15 protein-coding genes and 3 tRNA genes are annotated in these 19,393 nt (G+C 60.4%); 5 read left to right on the top strand and 13 right to left on the bottom strand.

What is annotated here, in order from left to right:
* Positions 1–39: 39 nt before the first annotated feature.
* The 3 genes from ACOGXC_RS03635 to ACOGXC_RS03625 all read right to left on the bottom strand — a co-directional run bounded on the left by ACOGXC_RS03635 (position 40) and on the right by ACOGXC_RS03625 (position 2,391).
* The gene (locus tag ACOGXC_RS03635) at positions 40–1,329 is read right to left on the bottom strand and encodes an amidohydrolase family protein (RefSeq protein WP_419919351.1); all 1,290 of its coding nucleotides are present in this window, start codon (positions 1,327–1,329) and stop codon (positions 40–42) included.
* A gap of 150 nt (positions 1,330–1,479) precedes the next feature.
* A tRNA-Val gene (locus tag ACOGXC_RS03630) sits at positions 1,480–1,553 on the bottom strand.
* A gap of 16 nt (positions 1,554–1,569) precedes the next feature.
* Positions 1,570–2,391, bottom strand: a complete 822-nt coding sequence (locus ACOGXC_RS03625) for an inositol monophosphatase family protein (protein WP_419919350.1) — start codon at positions 2,389–2,391, stop codon at positions 1,570–1,572.
* Positions 2,392–2,515: 124 nt separating this feature from the next.
* Between ACOGXC_RS03625 and ACOGXC_RS03620 the strand changes: the two genes are divergently transcribed.
* Entirely contained in the window at positions 2,516–3,076 is a 561-nt protein-coding gene (locus ACOGXC_RS03620) for a hypothetical protein (protein WP_419920007.1), read from the top strand.
* A gap of 122 nt (positions 3,077–3,198) precedes the next feature.
* Positions 3,199–3,996 carry a phosphatase PAP2 family protein gene (locus ACOGXC_RS03615; RefSeq protein ID WP_419919349.1) on the top strand — a complete coding sequence of 266 codons (798 nt, stop codon included), beginning with the start codon at positions 3,199–3,201 and terminating at the stop codon, positions 3,994–3,996.
* A gap of 159 nt (positions 3,997–4,155) precedes the next feature.
* On the opposite strand, the gene ACOGXC_RS03610 is transcribed toward ACOGXC_RS03615, so the two are convergent.
* Complete coding sequence (locus ACOGXC_RS03610; RefSeq protein WP_419919348.1) at positions 4,156–4,365, bottom strand: hypothetical protein; 210 nt, start codon at positions 4,363–4,365, stop codon at positions 4,156–4,158.
* 347 nt (positions 4,366–4,712) lie between these two features.
* Between ACOGXC_RS03610 and ACOGXC_RS03605 the strand changes: the two genes are divergently transcribed.
* Complete coding sequence (locus tag ACOGXC_RS03605; protein ID WP_419920006.1) at positions 4,713–5,177, top strand: HNH endonuclease signature motif containing protein; 465 nt, start codon at positions 4,713–4,715, stop codon at positions 5,175–5,177.
* A 171-nt stretch (positions 5,178–5,348) separates the two neighbouring features.
* Here the strand turns inward: ACOGXC_RS03605 and ACOGXC_RS03600 are convergent, their stop codons facing one another.
* The 8 genes from ACOGXC_RS03600 to ACOGXC_RS03565 all read right to left on the bottom strand — a co-directional run bounded on the left by ACOGXC_RS03600 (position 5,349) and on the right by ACOGXC_RS03565 (position 11,867).
* On the bottom strand, positions 5,349–5,762 hold the full coding sequence (locus ACOGXC_RS03600) for an ACT domain-containing protein (RefSeq protein ID WP_419919347.1): 414 nt from the start codon (positions 5,760–5,762) through the stop codon (positions 5,349–5,351).
* Positions 5,759–6,880, bottom strand: coding sequence for a histidine decarboxylase (locus tag ACOGXC_RS03595; protein ID WP_419919346.1), 1,122 nt, complete (start codon positions 6,878–6,880; stop codon positions 5,759–5,761). Before ACOGXC_RS03595 ends, ACOGXC_RS03600 begins: the two co-directional genes overlap by 4 nt.
* 20 nt (positions 6,881–6,900) lie before the next feature.
* Positions 6,901–6,973, bottom strand: a tRNA-Ile gene (locus ACOGXC_RS03590).
* Positions 6,974–7,017: 44 nt separating this feature from the next.
* Positions 7,018–7,093: transfer RNA gene (locus tag ACOGXC_RS03585), tRNA-Asn, on the bottom strand.
* A 116-nt stretch (positions 7,094–7,209) separates the two neighbouring features.
* Positions 7,210–8,085: a DMT family transporter gene (locus ACOGXC_RS03580; protein ID WP_419919345.1), complete on the bottom strand. Its 876-nt coding sequence runs from the start codon at positions 8,083–8,085 to the stop codon at positions 7,210–7,212.
* Between the two features lie 33 nt (positions 8,086–8,118).
* Positions 8,119–10,437: a xanthine dehydrogenase family protein molybdopterin-binding subunit gene (locus ACOGXC_RS03575; RefSeq protein ID WP_419919344.1), complete on the bottom strand. Its 2,319-nt coding sequence runs from the start codon at positions 10,435–10,437 to the stop codon at positions 8,119–8,121.
* 67 nt (positions 10,438–10,504) lie between these two features.
* Entirely contained in the window at positions 10,505–10,966 is a 462-nt protein-coding gene (locus ACOGXC_RS03570; protein ID WP_419920005.1) for a (2Fe-2S)-binding protein, read from the bottom strand.
* A 16-nt stretch (positions 10,967–10,982) separates the two neighbouring features.
* Positions 10,983–11,867, bottom strand: a complete 885-nt coding sequence (locus ACOGXC_RS03565) for an FAD binding domain-containing protein (protein WP_419919343.1) — start codon at positions 11,865–11,867, stop codon at positions 10,983–10,985.
* A 29-nt stretch (positions 11,868–11,896) separates the two neighbouring features.
* Between ACOGXC_RS03565 and ACOGXC_RS03560 the strand changes: the two genes are divergently transcribed.
* On the top strand, positions 11,897–12,928 hold the full coding sequence (locus tag ACOGXC_RS03560) for a class I SAM-dependent methyltransferase (protein ID WP_419919342.1): 1,032 nt from the start codon (positions 11,897–11,899) through the stop codon (positions 12,926–12,928).
* A 212-nt stretch (positions 12,929–13,140) separates the two neighbouring features.
* The gene (locus ACOGXC_RS03555; RefSeq protein ID WP_419919341.1) at positions 13,141–13,530 is read left to right on the top strand and encodes a helix-turn-helix domain-containing protein; all 390 of its coding nucleotides are present in this window, start codon (positions 13,141–13,143) and stop codon (positions 13,528–13,530) included.
* A 4,898-nt stretch (positions 13,531–18,428) separates the two neighbouring features.
* On the opposite strand, the gene ACOGXC_RS03550 is transcribed toward ACOGXC_RS03555, so the two are convergent.
* Positions 18,429–19,373, bottom strand: a complete 945-nt coding sequence (locus tag ACOGXC_RS03550; RefSeq protein ID WP_419919340.1) for an IS30 family transposase — start codon at positions 19,371–19,373, stop codon at positions 18,429–18,431.
* Positions 19,374–19,393 lie beyond the last annotated feature (20 nt).

Below are 19,393 nucleotides of genomic sequence, written 5' to 3'. Positions count from 1 at the left end.
TGTCGCGATCACCAATAGAGCCTTCCAACCCAGGGCAGTTCAGCCGGGCCACTCGATGTTGTAGTCGTCGAACCAGAACCGGGCCTCGCGGATGGCGTTCGGGTCGGTCCGCAGGTCGAGATTCTGGTTGAGCTGCTCGGGGGTAGGACCGATCCGGTCGGCAATGGACGCCAACCCGTCGATGTCCAGGTCGTAGCAGCGCACGGCGTTCAGCCCGAGCAGAAGGCGGGTCTCCTCAACCGGGATCTTCTGGAAATCGGTTTCGAGACGCTCGACCGTGTTCGGCCAGCTTCCCTCGGGATGGGGGTAATCGGTACCCCACATCAGAGCGTCCACGCCGTTGGCGTAGCGCCTTCGCAACTCCACCTTGCTCATGGTGGAGGCCCCGATGAACACGTTGGTGCCGATGTACTCCGACGGTAACCGTTGGATGAGGCCCCTGGTGCGTGAGCTCATCTTCTTCACCTTCCAGTTGCGCCCCCCGAACATGGCATCGGCCTTGAACAGCAGGTCGCCGAGCCACCACGAACCGCATTCCACCGGCACGTACCGCAGGCCGGGATGGCGGTCGAAGGCCCCGGAGAACAGTAGTTGCCAGAGGGGGCGATGGGTCCAGAACGCCACCTCGAGCATGTACTGGGCCATGTTCTCGTTGTAGGACGGGGTGTCGGCCTCACCCGAATGGGTGTGCACAACCAGCCCGGCCTCGGCACAGGCGGCCCACACCGGCTCATAGCCCCGGTGACCGTAGGACGGGTGGTCGTGCCACATCGTCGGGACCATGATGCCCTTGATACCCGGCTTGCCGGCCAGCGCCTGGACCTCCCTCACCGACTCCTCCACACCGTGGGTGATCGGTACCAGCGCAACACCGGCACGGCGCGGTGGGTTGGTTGCGCAGAACTCCTCCAGCCAGCGGTTGTGGGCCCGGGCCCCGGCCCAGGCGAGCCGGGAATCGGTTATCTGCCCGGCGGACAGACCGGCCCCGAACGGCGGGGACTCCATACCGGTGACCGCGTCGCCGTCGGCAAAGATGATCTCACCCGCGACCCCATCGGCATCCAGGGTCTTGTCGCGGATCCCGGGGTCGTAGGCCCCCTTCAAGCCGATTTCGTTCTCGCGCTCCCACTGCTCCACGTACTCGCCGTTGACCTCTTCCACCATGGCCCGATGCTGATGGCGGGTGACCAGCCACTCGTCGAACTCGGGATGCAGTGACGACTCCAGGTACTCCCGGTAGTCCTCGACGAACAACCCGGCATGGGTATCGGACGAAACAATGACGTAAGGGGCATTGCTCTGATCAACATCTGTCACTGGGTTGGACATGGGTCTGTCCCCTCTCTATCTCCGACCTGCCGGTGAAGGGAGCAGGCGACAACAGAAATGTAGCTAACCAGCACGCCGCTCGTCCCGTATGAGTACAAGGGATAGCCGTAGTCCGCAACTCCATAGGGCCATACCCATGGTCCGGGGAGGTGGGCGCGGAGGGACTTGAACCCCCGGCCTCTTCCTTGTAAGGGAAGCGCTCTCGCCGTCTGAGCTACGCGCCCGAACCGGAACAAGAGCTTAGAACGTGCGACGCCGAGCCAGAGCCTCGGAAAGCAGAGGGGAGGTGGCCGCGACCACGGGTAGCCGGCGTTCGGTCAGATCATCGGGCAGAAGAGAGCAACCTCGGGCCTCCCCCACCGCCGCCCCGGCCTCGATGCACACCAGGATACCGCCTAGATAGTCCCAGGTGGCGTGGCCCTCGGGGGTGCAATCGATGTAAGCGTCCAGCACTCCCTCGGCCACGGCGCACAAATCCAGGGCGATGGATCCCAGGGACCGGTACTGCCTCCACCCCAGGTTCTGAGGCGGCAGGCCGGTCAACCCCACCGTGGCCGCCCCCAGTGACTCCTGAGTCGAAGGCCCCGAGCCCCCGCGATGGTGGCTTCCTAGCGGGACCGCCAACGGCCGGCCGTCCACGGTGGCCCCCCGACCCCTGACCGCCCGGTAGACCCTGCCGCTAACCAGGTTCATCACCAGCGCAGCCCGCATTCCCTCCGAGTCCACCACGCACAGGCTGGTGGAGTACCACGGCAAACCCCGCGCCGCGTTGGTGGAACCGTCCACCGGATCGAGCACGACCACCATCTCCCGGTCGATGTCGTGCCCCTCCGACTCCTCGCTGTACACCCCGAAACCGGCCCCGGCCAGCACCTCTCGGGCCGCTTCGTCCGCGGCCACGTCAAAGTCGTACTGACCCTCCCGAGCCCCGGTCAGCACCCAATCATCGGTGCGGCCCACCACTGCGGCCACCGCCGCTGCCGCCCGATCCAGAACCGCCAGAATCCGATCACCGTCCACCGGGGCAAGACCTTCCCAACCCCCCAAAATCGCTGATCTCATGGGTCCACCAAAGCGGGGCACCTCCAATACGATCACCGTTCACCGGGGCGAAACTAACCGCTGCCGGCTGCCATCGGATAGCCAGAACGGGTTCTTGCGTGGCAATGTAGGGCTCTTGGCTATTGTGGATCTTTCTACTTTCATCGCCGATCTCAAGGACCATGCCGCCGAGCTCGGCTTCCATATACACGACGATCGCCACTTCGTCGAGACCTACTCGATGCGTCAGGCCTGGGAAGTGGACCTGCACCCCTCCAACGCCTGCGGCGGACCTCTGGATGTGCACATAAGCCTGGAGGTTGACCCCCGGGTGATGCTGAGCTTCGAGGACCACGTGATGAGCCTGCCCGAGGGGGTGGAGCCCACCGAGGACTTCAAACTGCCGATGGTGATCTCGTGGAGCCTCCCACCGTTGACCGACGGCCCCGATCTTCTGCTTCTGGCCACTGATCTGGCCGGCATCGGGGGCATGGATCTACCCCTGGACGTATCGGCCATGGATGCCTACGCCGCGGTCACCGATGCCCCCCAACGGAGCATCACCATCTCGGCCCGGGTGGAGGTTTCGATCAGCGGCATGTACACCGGCCAGGAATGCCTGGGCGGAGCGCTGCCCAAGGTGGCCGAGATCAGCGAGTTCCTGCTGGATCGGGCCCCGGCCTGGTTGGGTGAGAACCTGGCCTGACGGCCCCGCACCTCCATTGGCGGTGGCCAGCCCACCGGCCGGGCCGGCCACCGGCACCGCACCTCCACCGGGGTGCTAACCCGCAACCACCAGACGGTTACACCTAGTAAACTCAACCCTTGATGAGTCTTCGGGTGAAGCATGTTCTGGTGCCGGAAATTATCGGCACCAGGGGCTGGCGTGGTTTTCCGGGCCAGATCGGCATCATCACCCTGGCCGCGCTCATCTACTTCGGGGTACGGATGCTGACCAAGGGGGCCGAGAGCGCCGCGTTCAAGAATGCCTACGACCTGCTCTCCTTCGAGGCCACTTTGGGGTTGGACTTTGAGGCTTGGTCCCAATCAGCGGTGCTGGACTACCACTGGGTGGTCACCTTCTTCAACTGGGTGTACATCTGGCTGCACTGGCCGGTGATCGTGGGAGCTCTACTGCTGCTGTACCACCACAACCGGCACCGCTACACCCTGATGCGCAATGCCATGCTGATTTCCGGCGCGCTGGGGTTGATTTTCTTCGCCTTCTTCCCGGTGGCCCCACCCCGGTTCTTCGATGGCTTCACCGACACGGTCACCAATCTGTCCACATCCTACAAGTACCTTCAGCCCCCGTCGGTGGTCAACAAGTACGCCGCCCTACCCAGCTTTCACGTGGGATGGAACGTTCTGGCCGGAGTGGTGCTGTTCCGCAGCACACGATCAGTGGCGATACGGATATTCGCGGTGGCATCCCCGACACTTATGTCGATAGCGGTGGTGCTCACCGGCAACCACTGGGTGATCGATGGTTTCGTGGGTGCTGCGCTGGCCATGGTCGGCCTCTACCTCGCTCATCGCCTGGGTTGGCTGACCCGCCGCTGGCAAGATGCCGCCGAAATCGATAGAAGAGGAACCCAAACCCCCAAAATCCACGCCAATACCTGAGGGGGGCAAGCCCTATTGGGGTGGAGTTGCCGTCGCGCCGCCGTGTCTGGGTGGCTCGCTACCAAGGTGTCAGCTATGGTGTAGCCGGAAGGCACTCCGGAGGTAGCAATGGCTTTGCAAAAAGAGACCAAGAGCATGACGTTGCGACTGGACGAAGGACTAGCCAGCAAGGCTCAAACGATCGCTGAGGTTGAGGGAGCCACCCTGAGCGATGTCGTCCGGGAAGCTCTGGTTGAGCACATCGAGCGGCGGTGCCGTGACCCTGAGTTTCAAGCCATGTTGAAGCGGAACCTCGAACGCCGCAACACCAAAGCACGCCTTAGGCCAACTTGCACTCGCCATCACCCTGATAATCACCACCACACTCACCAAACAAGCTACCAACCCGAACCCCAACTAACTTGTCTGTGTGCGCTCTAACTTTAAGCTGTATTTTCAGCCTCTAGACCCCAGTTCTGAACCTTTTGCCAACCTAAATATATTATTCCTATTATTTCTGGTTTATGTGGTGGATCAGGGGGGTAAGTGTCACCGGGGTTGGTAAACTTGTAGGTATGGCAGTTGAACCCATCAGCCAACATGAAACAACCCAGCATTGCTGTAATTGCCCTTGCTGTGCCGGTGTTGACTATTCCAGTATGGATTCCGGTGAGTTGGTGCAATTGATTCTCCAAACTGATCGTACTCGTCGTAAGTTGGAGGGTTTGGTGGCTGAGATGCTGGTTCGGTTGGGCGAGTTGGAAGGCAATGGTTGGGTTGAAGATGTGTGTGAGCAGTTCGGTAGAGGCCGACACGCGGCTCACCGCCAAGCGAAAGGGACGTGGTTGTTGAAGGGTTTGGCGGCCACGCTGGACGCCACCGCTGAGGGTTTGGTGTCGGTGGATCATGCCCGCTTGATCGGTGAGTCGAACCAGCGGGTGTCTTTCACTTCCGCTCAGGAGGTGGAGATAAATTGCGTGGGATGCCGACTCAGAGCCACCGCTTGCGAAGTCCACCACATCGCTTGGTGGGAACAAGGCGGCACCACCAACATCAACAACCTCGTACTACTCTGCCCCAACTGCCACACCAAAATACACAAACACGGCTACACCCTCACCACCGACCCCAAAGGCCGACACCGACTCAAACCCCCACCCCCACACAAACCTCATAGCCGCAATCCAGGTGCACCGCCTTGACATCTAGGGGTAAGCCGCGTTGCGCGGTGACCACGTAGCTGTCGTTAACTAACCCCCCAACATCAAAGCCAAACCAACACAACGACAAATTAACAGTTACCTATCCGCTCTCGCTCTTAGTTCCTGGCAGGCAGGGGGGATTGGCTATACGCCAGGCGGGATGACTAAGGGTCAGAGCAGGGAGTCGGGGTCTAGCAGGGAGCTTGCCAGTTCATCGTTGTCAGTGGTGACCGCAACCACCGCGGTACCGCCATGGCGGTGGATGATGTGGATGGTGCGGACGTTGAGGCCGTTCTGCTCGAAGAGCTGCACGACACCGGCCAGGGCCCCGGGACGATCGGGTATCTGAAACACGAGGGCATCGGACGTGACGGCGCGCAGGTTGTCCCGGAGCAGAATCTGGAGCGCGGCATCGTCATCACTGGTGCTGAGTATGAGCACGCCGAGGTCGCCGACCAATTGGCCGTCGATGGCTTCCACGTTGATGTTCTCCTCGACCAGCAAACCGGCAATATGGGCGAGCTGCCCCGGCTCGTGGGGCACGATGACAATGATGCGGTGGTCCTGGCCGGCGGGCTGGTTCATTGATCGGTCGGTGGCCTTTCGATGTAGTCGGCGATGATTGCGTCGATCATTTCGTGAGTTATCTGGGGCATCGTGATGAGGTGGGCAAAGTCATCCAGCGGGGCGAGCTGCCACTGGAAGAGGACATACGGGGAGGGCCGGGGGAAAACCACGGTGGGGCTGTTCTTGTTCCGCCAGGCCGGGATGCCATTGGCGTTGAACTGCTGCACGGCGTACTCGGCCATGTCGAGCATGCGCGCCACCATCTCGCGAAAACCATCATGGCCGTGCTTGGTCAGGGAGTACCAGAGAATCACGGGTGCGATGGCGCTCCTGGAGCCCAAAAGGGTGGTGTCGAGGGCTCCCACGTATTCGATGGCACGGCCTATCTGAGCCGTGTGCTCGCGTTTGGTCACCACCACCCCACAGGGCAGCGGGGAACCGAACATCTTGTGGCCGGACACGGCGGCGCTGTCGATGCCGTGGTCGAACCCGAACGGTTGGGGGTCATCCACGAAGGGCAGGATCATGCCGCTGAGAGCTTCGTCGGCGTGGATGTAGTACTGGGTCAGCGCCAGGTCTTCGATGATGCCGCGAATGCGGTCGAGATCGTCGATGGCACCCTTCATCGTTGTGCCAATGTTGGCGATGATCAGGGCGGGAACATCGCGGTTGATGCGGATCGACTCGCGCAGGTCGTCGTAGTCGATCTCGCCATTCTCCTGGCTGCGGATCATGATGTTGCGGATCTTCAGGATATGGAGAATCTTGAGCACCGAATAGTGGGTGTCCTGGGAGAAGTAGGCGATGGGTTCGTGGAGCATCTCCCGGCCCACGTAGATGCCGTACATATTGCCTTCGGTGCCCCCCGAGGTGACATAACCCCAAGCCTGGTCGGTGGGCAGCCGCAGCAACTCGGCGACCGTGTGCACCACCTCGCGCTCGGTCTCATGAGTGTTGGCCTGATAGCGGGAGTAGCCGAACGGGTCACCCACGTTGTTGGCGGCGAAGGCCAGCAGCGGTTGCAGCTCGGAGTAATCGAAGTTCTGGTTTACGGGATAGCCGGCGGAGAAAGGGCCGACTAGCTGGAACTCGCAGAGAACCTGGTGAATGCGGGCATCCAACTCAACCTGACTCATAGTACTCCTAACCAATCTAGTGGGCCCGGCGGGGATCGAACCCGCGACCGAGCGATTATGAGTCGCCTGCTCTGACCACTGAGCTACGGGCCCGCCGGCATCCTACCGGAGTGCCGACCCGACGTTCCGTTTCAAAATGGCTCCGGGGGTGAGACTCGAACTCACAACCTAGCGGTTAACAGCCGCTTGCTCTGCCGGTTGAGCTACCCCGGATGGAATAATGATTTTACTGTGCGGGCCATCCTGGTCCGTCGTTCCCTGGGTTGAGCTACCCCGGACCGGCCATGATTTTACTGTGCGGGCTGATTTTATCCCGGTGGTGGGGTGCCTCACTCATCCAGTATCACCGCAGCCACCGATACCACCACCAGGGGTACTCCGAGCCACTGCCAACCGCCGAGCTGCTCGTCGAACAGGAACCAGGCCCAGACCACGGCCAGGGCGGGGGCGGCAATGTTCAACAGGGAAATGGCCCGTAGCGGAACGAACCGGTGGCTGTAGTTGACCATCAGGTGGGCCAGGCCGGCGGTCACCGCCATGATGGCGGCCACCACCCAACTCCGGCCGTCACCGACCACCAGGGGGTCGAAGGACAGAAGCGCAACCGGCAGCATCAGCACCGCGGCAATCGTGGACCACCCCGCCTGGTACTCCAGGGCGCTCAGGTGGTTGCGGGCCAAGCGGGAGGTTCCCAGGTAGCCGGCAAAGGCAAGCATGGCCACCACCGCCAGCACGTCACCGGAACGAGATCCCCCGCCGATCCCCCCGGGCCGGGCGAGGAACACCAGCGCCACCCCGGCTACCGCTACCGGGGTGGCCAGCATCACCCGGGGGCTGATCCTCTCGCCGAACACCCGGCCGGCTATCCACAGCAAGAAGATGGGAGCGGTGGCCCCGATGACCATGGCATTGGCGATGGTGGTGGTCTTTATGGCGGTGAAGAACGTGGCTCCGTTGATGGCGAACACCACCCCACCGGCCAGGGAGTGACGCAGCACCCGCCGATCCAAGCGCCCTCCCCGAAGGTAGAGCGCGACCACCGCCCACGTCGCCGCACCGACCAGCCGCCAGAACGCGAACGGCAAAGCGCCGAACTCGTTGTCGCGGACCAGTACCGGGCCCCAACTGAACAGGAAGATGCCAACGATCGCGGCCCACATCCCCAGGCTCGTCCCGGGCGGCGCGGCACCGGTAGCTCCCCTCACTGGCCCGACGCTCCTGGTGATGGCGGGAAGGTGCTAGGGGTTGGTGGAGGAGGCAATCAGGTTGAGCACCGTATCGGGATCGAGCGGTTGGCGGTTGGGATATACACCGAAGGGGGACAAAGCGTCGGCCACCGCGTTGAACACGGCGGGGGGTGCCCCGATGGCACCGCCCTCCCCGGTCCCCTTGTGCCCGCCGGGAGTGTCGGAGGGCACCACCACGTGGCCGCACTCCAGCTCGGGCACCTCGGCCGCGGTGGGCACCAGGTAGTCGAGGAAGGTGGATGCCAGTGGATTGCCGCTCTCGTCGTACACCGCGTGCTCGTAGAGCACCCCACCGATGCCCTGGGCCACTCCCCCGGCGATCTGGCCGTCCACCACCATGGGGTTGATCAGCACCCCGCAGTCCTCGCTGACCACGTACCGCAAGAGCGTGACCTGGCCGGTTCCCGGATCCACCTCGCAGGTGCACATGTGGCAGGCGTTGGAGTGGGTGGTCGGCGGGGCCTTGTAGCGGGCCGTGTGCTCCAGTCCGGCCTCCATGCCGGGAGGAAGGGCATCGGAGTTCTGGTACGCGGTGGCCGCCACCTGGGCCAGCGTCATCGAAGCCGCGGGCGTGCCCCTGACCGATACCACCCCGTCGGCCACCTCCATATCCTCGGCCGAAGCCTCCATCAGGTGGGCGGCAATGGCGACCACCCTCTCCCTCACGGCCGAGGCCGCCGCCCGGGCCGCGCTCCCGGCGATCACTGCTGAGCGACTTCCGCCGGTGCCGAACCCGTAGCCCGAGCCGTGACCCTGGTGGAGGGTTACATCCTCGGGGCGCACCCCGAGTTCATCGGCCACCAATTGGGCCATGGTGGTCTCCAGGCTCTGGCCGTGCGAGCCGGTACCCATGAACAAGTTGACATGGCCGTCCACCTCCACCCGGAGCATCGCCGATTCCGTACCCAGCGGCCCCATTCCCATGGATGTGGGTTCGATGTAAAGGGCAATGCCCAGTCCCAGGTAACGACCCTCGGCCCGGGCTTGGGCCTGTTCGGCCCGGAACCGGTCGTAGCCGATCATCTCGGCGGCCTGCTCCAGGGTTTGATCGGGGGAAATGGTGGTCTCGTAGACCAGCCCGGTGGGCACCTGGTAGGGCAGGTCGGCGGGGGTCAGCACGTTGCGGCGGCGCAACTCGAGTGGATCCATGCCGATCTCCCGAGCCACCCGGTCGATCATCTGCTCCCGGGCCACGCTCTCCATCTGCCACGGCCCCCGGTAGGCCCCGCGCCCGCAGGTGTTGGTGTACACCGTGCGGGCCCGCCAGCCAACCGGCCCCATCCGGTAGGGACCGGGGAATTGCATCACGGTCATGGCCCCCGGTGTGGCCGGACCGCCCAGAGGGTAGGCACCGTCGTCCTCGAGCTGGTCAAGATCGGCGGCCAGGAAAGCACCGTCCTCACCCACCGCCATCTTCACGGTCATCTGCTCGATGCGAGCATGGTTGGAGGCCAGAAGGTTCTCCCGGCGATCCTCGATCCACTTCACCGGCCTGCCCAAGAGTTTGGCGGCCACCAGCACCGCCATGTCCTCGCGACCCAAAAACATCTTCTGGCCGAACCCACCCCCCACATCGCCGAAGTGAACCACCATCTTGTGCTCGCCGATGCCCAGCACCCGGGCCCCGGTGTGCTGGATCTCATGGGGGCTCTGGGTGGAGGCCCACACCTCCATGACCCCGGCATGGGGCTGCCAGGATGCCACCATGCCCCGGGTCTCCATGGGCACGTTGGTCTGACGATGCTGGTGCCAGGTCTCGGTGACGACATGAGCAGCGGAGGCGAAGGCCTCCTCGGTGGCCGGGTTGGGCACGGCCATGTCATGGGCCAGGTTGCTGCCCAGTTCGGGGTGAACGTGGTCGCCGGCACCGGCCGCGGTCTCGTAATCCACCACCGGGGTCAGCGGCTCGAACTCCACCTCCACCAGATCCAGGGCGTCCTCGGCGATGTAGCGGTTATCGGCCACCACCATCACGTAGGGATCGCCCACGAACCTCACGTCGTCTCCGGCCAGCATGTTGGCCGGGGGCGCGGGCGACTCCGGTGGGTGCATGGAAGACCGCAGCGAGTCGTTGTGGGGGTTCAGGTTTGCCCCGACAAAAACGGCGTGCACCCCTTCCAGCGCCTCGGCTGCTGAGGTGTCGAGGCGGGTTATGGTTGCCCGGGCCAGGTCGCTGCGACCGAAGGCGGCGTGGAGCATGCCGGGAAGAACGATGTCGTCCACATACCGGCCGTGCCCGGTGACCAGCCGGGGATCCTCGATCCGCTTGACCGACTGGCCCACATAGCGAGCCGCAGTTGTCGTAGTCATTACCGGTCTCCTCTCATGGTGGCCGCGGCCTGGCGAGCAGCAGCCACGATGCCCTGGTACCCGATCATTACCGGTCTCCTCTCATGGTGGCCGCGGCCTGGCGAGCAGCAGCCACGATGCCCTGGTACCCGGTGCAGCGGCAGAGGTTGCCGGCGATACCGTGGCGGATCTCCTCATCGGAGGGGTCGGGGTTGGCCTCAAGGAAGGCGGCCACCGACACCACGAAACCCGGAGTGCAGAACCCGCACTGGAGGCCGTGGCAATCGCGAAACGCCTCCTGCACCGGGTGGAGCGTCTCCTCATCGGGAGCCAGCCCCTCCACGGTGGTTATGACGGCACCGTCGGCCTGCACCGCGAACAGCAGGCAGGAGCGCACCGCCCGGCCGTCCATCAGCACGGTGCAGGAGCCGCATACCCCGTGCTCGCAACCCAGGTGGACCCCGGTGCACAGGGCCTGCTCCCGCAGAAAGTCGGCCAGCGTCAGCCGGGGCTCGGCCGACCCCCGCTGGGTCCGGCCGTTGATCGTCATAGAGAGGGGGACCAGATCAGCCACCGTTTGCCTCCTGGGATAGTTGGGAAAGTGCGCGGGCCAGAACCCGGCCCACCAGGGTGGAGCCGGCCCGGCGGCGGTAATCGGCACCGGCGTGCACATCACCTACCGGTTCCATGTCGCCGGCTGCCAGGTGCCCGATCTCGACGGGATCGGCATCGCCCACGGCCAGACCCATCAATGCCGATTCCACCGTCGAGGCTCTCAGCGGGGTGGGGCCGACACCCAGCATGCCCACCGCGGCCCGGTCGATACGGCCGGTGCTGTCGAGGCCTATGCCCACCGCAGCCCCCGCCAGCGCGAAGTCGCCGCTGCGGCGGGCTATCTCGTCGAATGCGAACCCGGCCGGCTGGTCCCAGGCCGGGAACCGAACGGCCACCAGCAACTCATCGGCGGCCAATGCGGACATGAAGGTGGACTCGAAGAACTCGGCCGCCGGCACCTCCCGGGTACCCGACACCGACGCGATCTCCGCAGTACCGTCCAGTGCCAGCATCACCGCGGGGTACTCCGATGCCGGGTCGGCGTGGGCTATCGAGCCACCGATGGTGCCCCGGTTGCGAATCTGGAAATGGCCGATGTGAGGGGTGGCCAGATGCAACAGCGGCACTCGCTCGGCCACCACGGGGTCGGTTTCGACATCGGCTTGGCGGGTCATGGCCGCGATGCGTATGCCCCCGTCGCGGGGCGCAACACCGAACAACTCGTCCACCCGGTTCAAGTCCACCAGGCACTCGAAGCGGGTGAGGCGCATGGCCAGCATGGGCACCAGGCTCTGGCCACCAGCCAGAGGTTTGGCATCATCCCCATACTCAGCCAAAAGACCCACCACGTCGGCCACCGTCTCGGGAGCGTGGTATTCAAAAGGAGCAGGTTTCACTACGAGCGACTGTAGCCCGACCCGCCCTCGTGACCGCAGGAGTATCGGGACACGCCAGTCTCCACCAGTGGTCGGGCCAGCTCGGTCACGGCGATCTGGCCAGCCCGGTGGTGGTGATCTGGTGGAGTTGGTCGCGGCGATCCGGTCCGGGTGATCTGGCAGGACTCGGTCGCGGTGGTACAGCAAACTCGGTGGTGGTGATCTGGCAGACTTGGGCCATGTCAGACCAGGCCGAGGTGCTGCGCAACTACTGGACCGACCGGGGACGGGTGTGGGTGGATCACCGGACCAGGTTGGATTCCATGCTCGCCCCCCTGGGTGAGGCGGCCATAGCCCGGTTGCACCCCGGTGGGGGCGAGAATTTGCTGGACATCGGATGCGGTACCGGCTCCACCAGCCTGGAACTGGCCCGGCTGGTGGGTGGGAGCGGCCAAGTGACCGGGGTGGACATATCCGCACCCATGGTGGCTGAAGCTCGCCGCCGGGCCACCGAAGCCGGAGTGACCAACCTGTCGTTCGTAGTGGCCGATGCCGGGGCCTACGAGTTCGAACCCCGGCTCTACGATGCCGCCTTCTCGCGAATGGGAATCATGTTCTTCGCCGAACCGGTGGCCGGATTTACCAACCTCAGGCGGGCTCTGCGACCCGGTGGACAGTTGAGCTTCGTATGCTGGCGGTCACCGGGCGAGAACTCCTGGGTAACCGAACCGGGGCAGGCGGTAGCCGAGGTTCTGGGTCCACCCGAACCGGTGGATCCCGATGCGCCCGGACCGTTCTCCCTGGCCTCTGCCGACCGCATCAGCTCGACCCTCACCGGGGCCGGGCTGGTGGACATCGACATCACTCCCCACGACCTTCCGTTGAGCGTGGGCGACGGCACCACCGATGAGTTGGTGCGCTACTACATTGACCTCCTGCCGGGCACGACCATCCCCGAGAACGCCGAGGTTCATGTTATCGACCGGATCAAGGCCGCCCTCGGAACCATGGTCGAGCGCCGCCGGACTCCCGATGGCATAGTCATGGGGGCAGCCGCCTGGCTGGTCAGCGCCCGCGCCTAACCCCCTCCCCTAGCTGTAACCCTTATGGAGGTTGTTGACTCTTTGGTTGGGGTTGGCAGGCTTCGCCGGTGGTCGCGATGGGTTGGTTTTGGTGGGTGAGGGTTGGTTGGTTAGGTGCTGAGGAGGACGGAAGGCTCCACCGGTGATCGCGACAGGTCGGCCATGATGGTCGATCAGAAACATTGGTGAGTCACCGGTGGAGGTGTTCTAGTATGGCACAGAGGTTGTGTGCGAGCGAGCGGGCCCACATCGAGACGATGGTTGAGATGGGGGTGGGGGCCGGGGAGATGGCCCGGCGGTTGGGGAGGTGCCGCTCTACGGTGTGGCAGGAGTTGCGGCACAACGGGGACGGTTCGACCTATCGGGCTGATGCGGCGCAAGCCGGCGCTGAGGTGCGGGCTTTGAGACCTCGTGTACCCAGGTTGGCCGCGGATAGGGTGCTGGGCGACGCGGTGGCCGGTTCGAGTGGGGAACCGCTGGAAGGTTCGCTACCTAATCTGGCTCGAAGGGTGGCGGCTTTGAGAGAAGTATTGCCCAGGGTGGCTGAGGCCATAGCTGACGGGTTGAGCGGGGATGGGTTGGCCGGTGGTGGGTATGACTGAGCCTGTGACTGGTGTGGCGGGTTTGACGACCGGGGCTACCGCTTCGGGTTCGGGTTTGTTGGGGTCGTTGCCTGTGGTTGAGTCGGTGCCGCGTTGGTTGAGGGTTGGCCCTGGATAGTGGACGGGCCGCTGAGTGAAATGTTGGCCGATGCCAAACCCGACCACCTCGACTCTGATGCTGTGGGGCAGTACCTCGACCGCTTGACCACCCCCACAGACCCCGGCTTGAGGCCCTGAACCACCATCGGGCCGCTGGGAGCACTTGAACTACCACAGGTTCCGAACCGGCCACCACAGAACCGATCTCGTTCGCTGAGCGGCCCGTTACGGGGTTCGGGCTGGCATCGAGGTCGAGGCCCATGCCAGGGAGTCGATGGCATACCTGACGGTTGAGGCGGCCCGTTACAGGGTTAAGGCTTCACTGAACTACTCCCTTTGAACCGTAAACCGGTCATCCTCGAAGCCCAGGCCCCGTGAGACGCTGAGAGCCATCCCATACCCCCAGGTGCCCCCTTGGAGACTGTGGCCGTGCTGGGTGGGACAGACCCCGTATCGCCTCGGAGTTTGCAAACCATCAGCCCGGCCACTGCCCTTCCCAGCGGGCAGCGGCGGCCCTCGGCACTTTCACTTGATAGGCACCCAGCCCCGGCCCTAATCTTCCCGGCATGCACCAAAGCATCGTAGGTTTCTGCCTCGCGGTCGGGATCAAAAGGCGTTCTGGGGTTCACCTCATGGCTCCCTTTGGCCCTGACCGCGACGTTTTGGTGAATAGAAGCTCAACGCCAGTCTGAAGGGGCCACCAATGACAGGATCGCCACAAACGGCTACCATCAACCCCGTGACCACCCCCCACACCCCCGACCCGGACAACACCCCACAGACCTCAACCGAGGCTAATACCTTCAACCCAAACAGTATTGAAACCAACAAAAGCCAATCAATAAGTTTTTGGAGGTTATGGGCATTTTCTACAGTTATGCTTGCGACTATATTCTGTTTTTACTCCTTGTTTGGGGGTTGGGTGAAATATCTTGTTTTTTCTGTAGGTATGCTCATATTTAGTATTATTCTTACTATGTGGATTTACTGGAAAACAAAGGAGTAGTTGTGAGAAAAGCATTGGTGTTTGTTGTTGTTACCGGTTTGTTGGCTTCAGTTGCTCCTAAGGTTGTGCTGGCGCATGACCCTGAGAGGGTTACTACTCGAACTATCCCGGCTGTCCCATGACTACCCCACCCCAACCCACACCACTTACCGAGGAAACCAAACTTGCCAGGTGGCGAAACCGGTGTGGCATACGCCCCTTATTATTCCTCCTTTGTGGTACTACCTCCTATGTAATCACTGCTCTTGCATTCTTTGTAATTCGTATCTGGGTAGATGGTTTTCACTCACTACCTTTGATGGTCTGGGCAGGAATAAATGGGATACTGCTTTCAGTATCAATTAAAATATTATCAAGGGGCTAGTTGTGAGAAAACTTTTGGTGTTTGTTGTTGTTACCGGTTTGTTGGCTTCAGTTGCTCCGAAAGTTGTGTTGGCGCATGACCCTGAGACTATAACTAAAAATGTTTATGAGGATAGGGTAGTTCCTGTTTATGAGGATTTTTGGAAAGAAACTGTAAGGGTTCCAAATTATGCACCTGGTTCTTTGAGTTTCCGTATAGCGGCTCGTAAGACGGCGAATAGTAGGGTTGAGATTGCTTTACAACCACGTGTTGGTAATACCTGGGGTGCTTATAAGTATCCTTCTAAAAGGTTTTTCCCTTTGTCTACTGCTATTGGGAAATGGTTGTATACCTCCACAGTTACCGTTGGCTTCACAGAAACAACGTATCGGACTGAGACCCGGTATCGTAAGATTACCGACCCTCCTCCCAATAAATATACCGTGATATCAAAGCAAAAGGTACGGAGACAAACAGGCACTACCACTATACAAGAAAAGACTGGGACAACAACCGTTACCACCCATGATCCTCATGACTGTAAAAGCGGATATTATAAACAACCATTCCCCCAAACTGTAAAAGTTCCAAAGGTATACCCTTCTACAAACCCGGCGGGGCCGGGTGGTATTTATACTAAAATAAGCAGGAATACATCTGAGGCGTGGTGGTGGGAACCGGAAGACCCAAGTACCACAGAACATCATCCATGTTATAAACCAGTGTTCCCACCTGAACCATCACTGGCTGAGTACATTATAAATGTAGCAAAGAAAATTGGGGGTGCTGTTTACAAAACAGTTGAAGCGGTTGGTGTATCAATTTATCAAAGATCAACAGAACCTATGAAAGAAATTGGCAAAGAGGTTATCAAAGAAATAAGAAGTGGGTTTCCCTGGCTCCACAAAATTATATGTTTCAAAGTAGATGTTGAGCCCGAAGCACAGGTTAGTGGGTTGGTTATAGGTACTTTTGTTGGTGGCTATGCAGCTACGAGTACTGGCAACCTTATTAGCGTAGCAACTCATTCGGCAGCTATTTCCAAAGTTATAGAAATGTCAAGTAGATTAGTAAGTTTAGTTAGAGTTACTTCAGCAACTGGAGCTGGTGCGGTTACTGGCTACCTCACTGCTGCAGCTATTTATTGGGGTTGTAAGTATTGGGATAGTGCTATTTCTTCTAATCCTCCACCTGCTACTGTACCTTTGCCTTCTAGTGTTTCGGCTAGTTGTTCGGCTGATGGTCGTACTTTGACTGTTAGTTGGAGACCTGCTAATGGGATTACTTCTTATGAGGTTAGGGTACTTAAAAGGTCTAGTAAGACGTTACATGCTGCTTCTATTGTTAGTAAAAGGTCTTCCACTACTTTTACTAATGATTATACTGTATCTCCTGGTCATGCTTATACGGCTGAAGTGAGAAGTAGAAGTATTGTTTCTGGTGGTGTTAGGCAGTCGGATACGGTTAGTTCTAGTAGTGTTACTTGTTCTGTGCCTGTGCCTTCTAATGTTTCGGCTGGTTGTTCGGCTGATGGTCGTACTTTGAGTGTTAGATGGAGAGCGGCTGTGGGGGTTACTTCTTATGAGTTCAAGGTGGCTGGTGGGTTTGCTAAGACGGTGAGGGCTCCTGCTACTTCTGGTACTCTTACTGTGACACCTGGCGGTGCGTACACGGCTCAAGTAAGAAGTGTTGTAACTAGCGGTGGTAATAGTAGGTATTCGGGTTGGGTTAGTCAGTCTGGTGTTACTAAGTGTGCTGATAGTAGGCCGATGGTGGTGCCTCCTAATGTATCTGTTAGGTGTTATGCTGGTGGGATAAAGGGTAGGGCTGGTGTTGTGAGTGTTATTGTTAGTTGGGATGCTGACTCGACGCGTAGGACTGAGCGTTATCAGGTGAAAGCGTCGGCATCGCTTGGTAATGGGTTGTCTAAAATTGTGATCGGTGCTAATACGGCTACTTTTATTAGGACGGAGAATGGTAGGTATAGTTTCAAGGTTCGCGGGTATTCTTCTAGGTCTGGGTTGGGTTGGTCGGGTTGGTCTTCTTACAGCCCAGTTAAGACTTGTAATGCTCCTACGGCTTCGCCGTTGGGGGTGCCTTCTGTTTACCGTGTTGATTGTGTTTCCAGTAGTACGCCGGGTACGGTAAATGTGGTTCTTAGATGGCTAAGCGGTGATCTCAGAACCCGGAGTTATGCTGTTCGCGAGGCGTTGGGTTCGGGTTTGTCTAAAACTGGTTTGACTGGTACTACAGCTGTGTTTCCTCGAATGGTGAAAGGAACCTATCAGTTCGAGGTTCAGGCCCATGCCGATGGTATACCTTCTTCGCAGTGGTCTTCCAGGAGTGCCCGTATCACCTGTACTCCACCTGCTACGCCTACGACGGTGCCTGTGCCTGCTAATGTGAGGGCTAGTTGTTCGGCTGGGTCGGCTGGTAGGGTGAACATTGTTGTTAGTTGGGATGTTGACTCGACAGGTGTTACCTCGAAGTACAGTGTGAGGGATCTTAATCTTACTCCGGGGGTAGCCAAGACAGTTGTGGGTGTTAATGGGGCTGTGTTTCCTCGGACTGTGAACGGTGCTTACCGTATGGTAGTTGCCGGGTATTCTAACTCTTTGAATAAGTGGTCGCATTGGTCTTCTCAGTATAATAGTAATGCTCATGTTACTTGTAATGTTCCCACCCTTACTCCCGCTCCTACTGCCACCCCCACGCCTACTCCTACTGCTACTCCGGCTGTGCCTGCGCGGTTGGGGACTCCTTCTAATGTAACTGTTAGATGTGTTTCTAGTAGTACGCCGGGTACGGTGAATGTGGTTGTTAGTTGGGGTAGTGGGGATAGTAGGACTGAGCGTTATTCTGTTTCGGAGCGTCGCCGGTCGGGTTTGTCCCGGAGCGGGGTGACTGGTACTTCGGTTACATTTACTCGGAGTGTGGATGGTAGTTATCAGTTCAGGGTTCGGGGTCATGCTGATGATGTGAGTAATTCGCGTTGGTCTGGTTGGAGTGACAGGACTACTTGTAATGTTCCCACCCGCCCCCCGGCTCCCACTCCCACGCCGACTGCTACTCCCACGCCGACTGCGGTTCCTGCGCGGTTGGGGGCTCCTTCGGTTTATCGTGTTGATTGTGTTTCTAGTAGTGTGCGGGGTACGGTGAATGTGTCGGTTGAATGGCGGACTGGGGATAGTAGGACTCGGAGTTATGTTGTTCGCGATGCGTTGGGTTCGGGTTTGTCGAGAACTGGTTTGACTGGTACTTCGACTGTGTTTCCTCGAACGGTGAGGGGTACTTATCAGTTCGAGGTACAGGCCCGGGCTTCAGGTATTCCTTCTTCGGAGTGGTCTGCTAGGAGTATTCCCTTTACTTGTTCCCCACCCGGTTAGGTTCTTGGTTCTGAAACAGGATCGGTTGAGAGGTGGAAAGCTCTATTGGTGATCGCGACAGAGTTTAGGATAGGTGGTTTGGGCTGGTTGCCAGTGGTGGAGTCTGCGGGGCATGGAGATCTTCGGTGGTGGTGAGGCGTACCGGGCCGATGTTGAGGTTGCTTCCTTTGGGTAGCCAGCGTCGTAGTGTGGCGTTGTTTTGTTCGTTGGTGGGTCGTTGCCGGGGGGATCTGGGTTCGCAGAAGTAGACCTGTATGTTGAGGGTTTTTTCGATGTCGGCCCGTTTGGCCATTTCTGTGCTTTGGTCCCAGGTCAGGGTTTTGACCATCCCAGCGGGTTGGCGGCTGAGTGCGGCGGTGACGGCTTTGGCGGTGTTGTGGGTATCGTAACCATCAGGTAAAAGCACTACCAGGGTGTGGCGGCTGGTGTGTTCCACCAGGGTCGCTACCGCTGATTGGTTGTTCTCACCGATCATCAGATCACCCTCCCAGTGGCCCGCCTCGGCTCGGGTGGCGACCATTGCGGGACGCTGCGCTATGGGCCGGAAATCATCCAACACTGAGCGTTTCCCCTGTTCACAACGGCTTCGGGGTTTGCGGCGACGGCGTTGTCGTACCAGCAGTTTCCAACTATCGGCTGCCAGTCCGCTGCGCGCGTCGCGGTCGTAGCACGCCCGGTAGATCGTTTCCCCACACACCCGCAACCCCCGCTCACGGAGATGACCCGAGATCGCATGCGGTGACCAACGATCAGCCAACAACCCGGCCACCGCGCCGGCCAGCACCCTATCCGCGGCCAACCTGGGTACACGAGGTCTCAAAGCCCGCACCCCAGCGCCGGCTTGCGCCGCATCAACCCGATACGTCGAACCATCCCCGTTGCGCCGCAACTCCTGCCACACCGTAGAGCGGCACCTCCCCAACCGCCGGGCCATCTCCCCGGCCCCCACCCCCATCTCAACCATCGTCTCGATGCGGACCCGCTCACCCGCACACGACCTCTGTGCCATACTGGAACACCTCCACCGGT

Source organism: Candidatus Poriferisocius sp., assembly GCF_965202595.1.
In the GTDB taxonomy this organism is placed as follows: Bacteria; Actinomycetota; Acidimicrobiia; order Acidimicrobiales; family Bin134; genus Poriferisocius.
The sequence above is the reverse complement of the archived record's forward strand: the minus strand, read 5'-3'. Positions and strand labels throughout refer to the sequence as shown.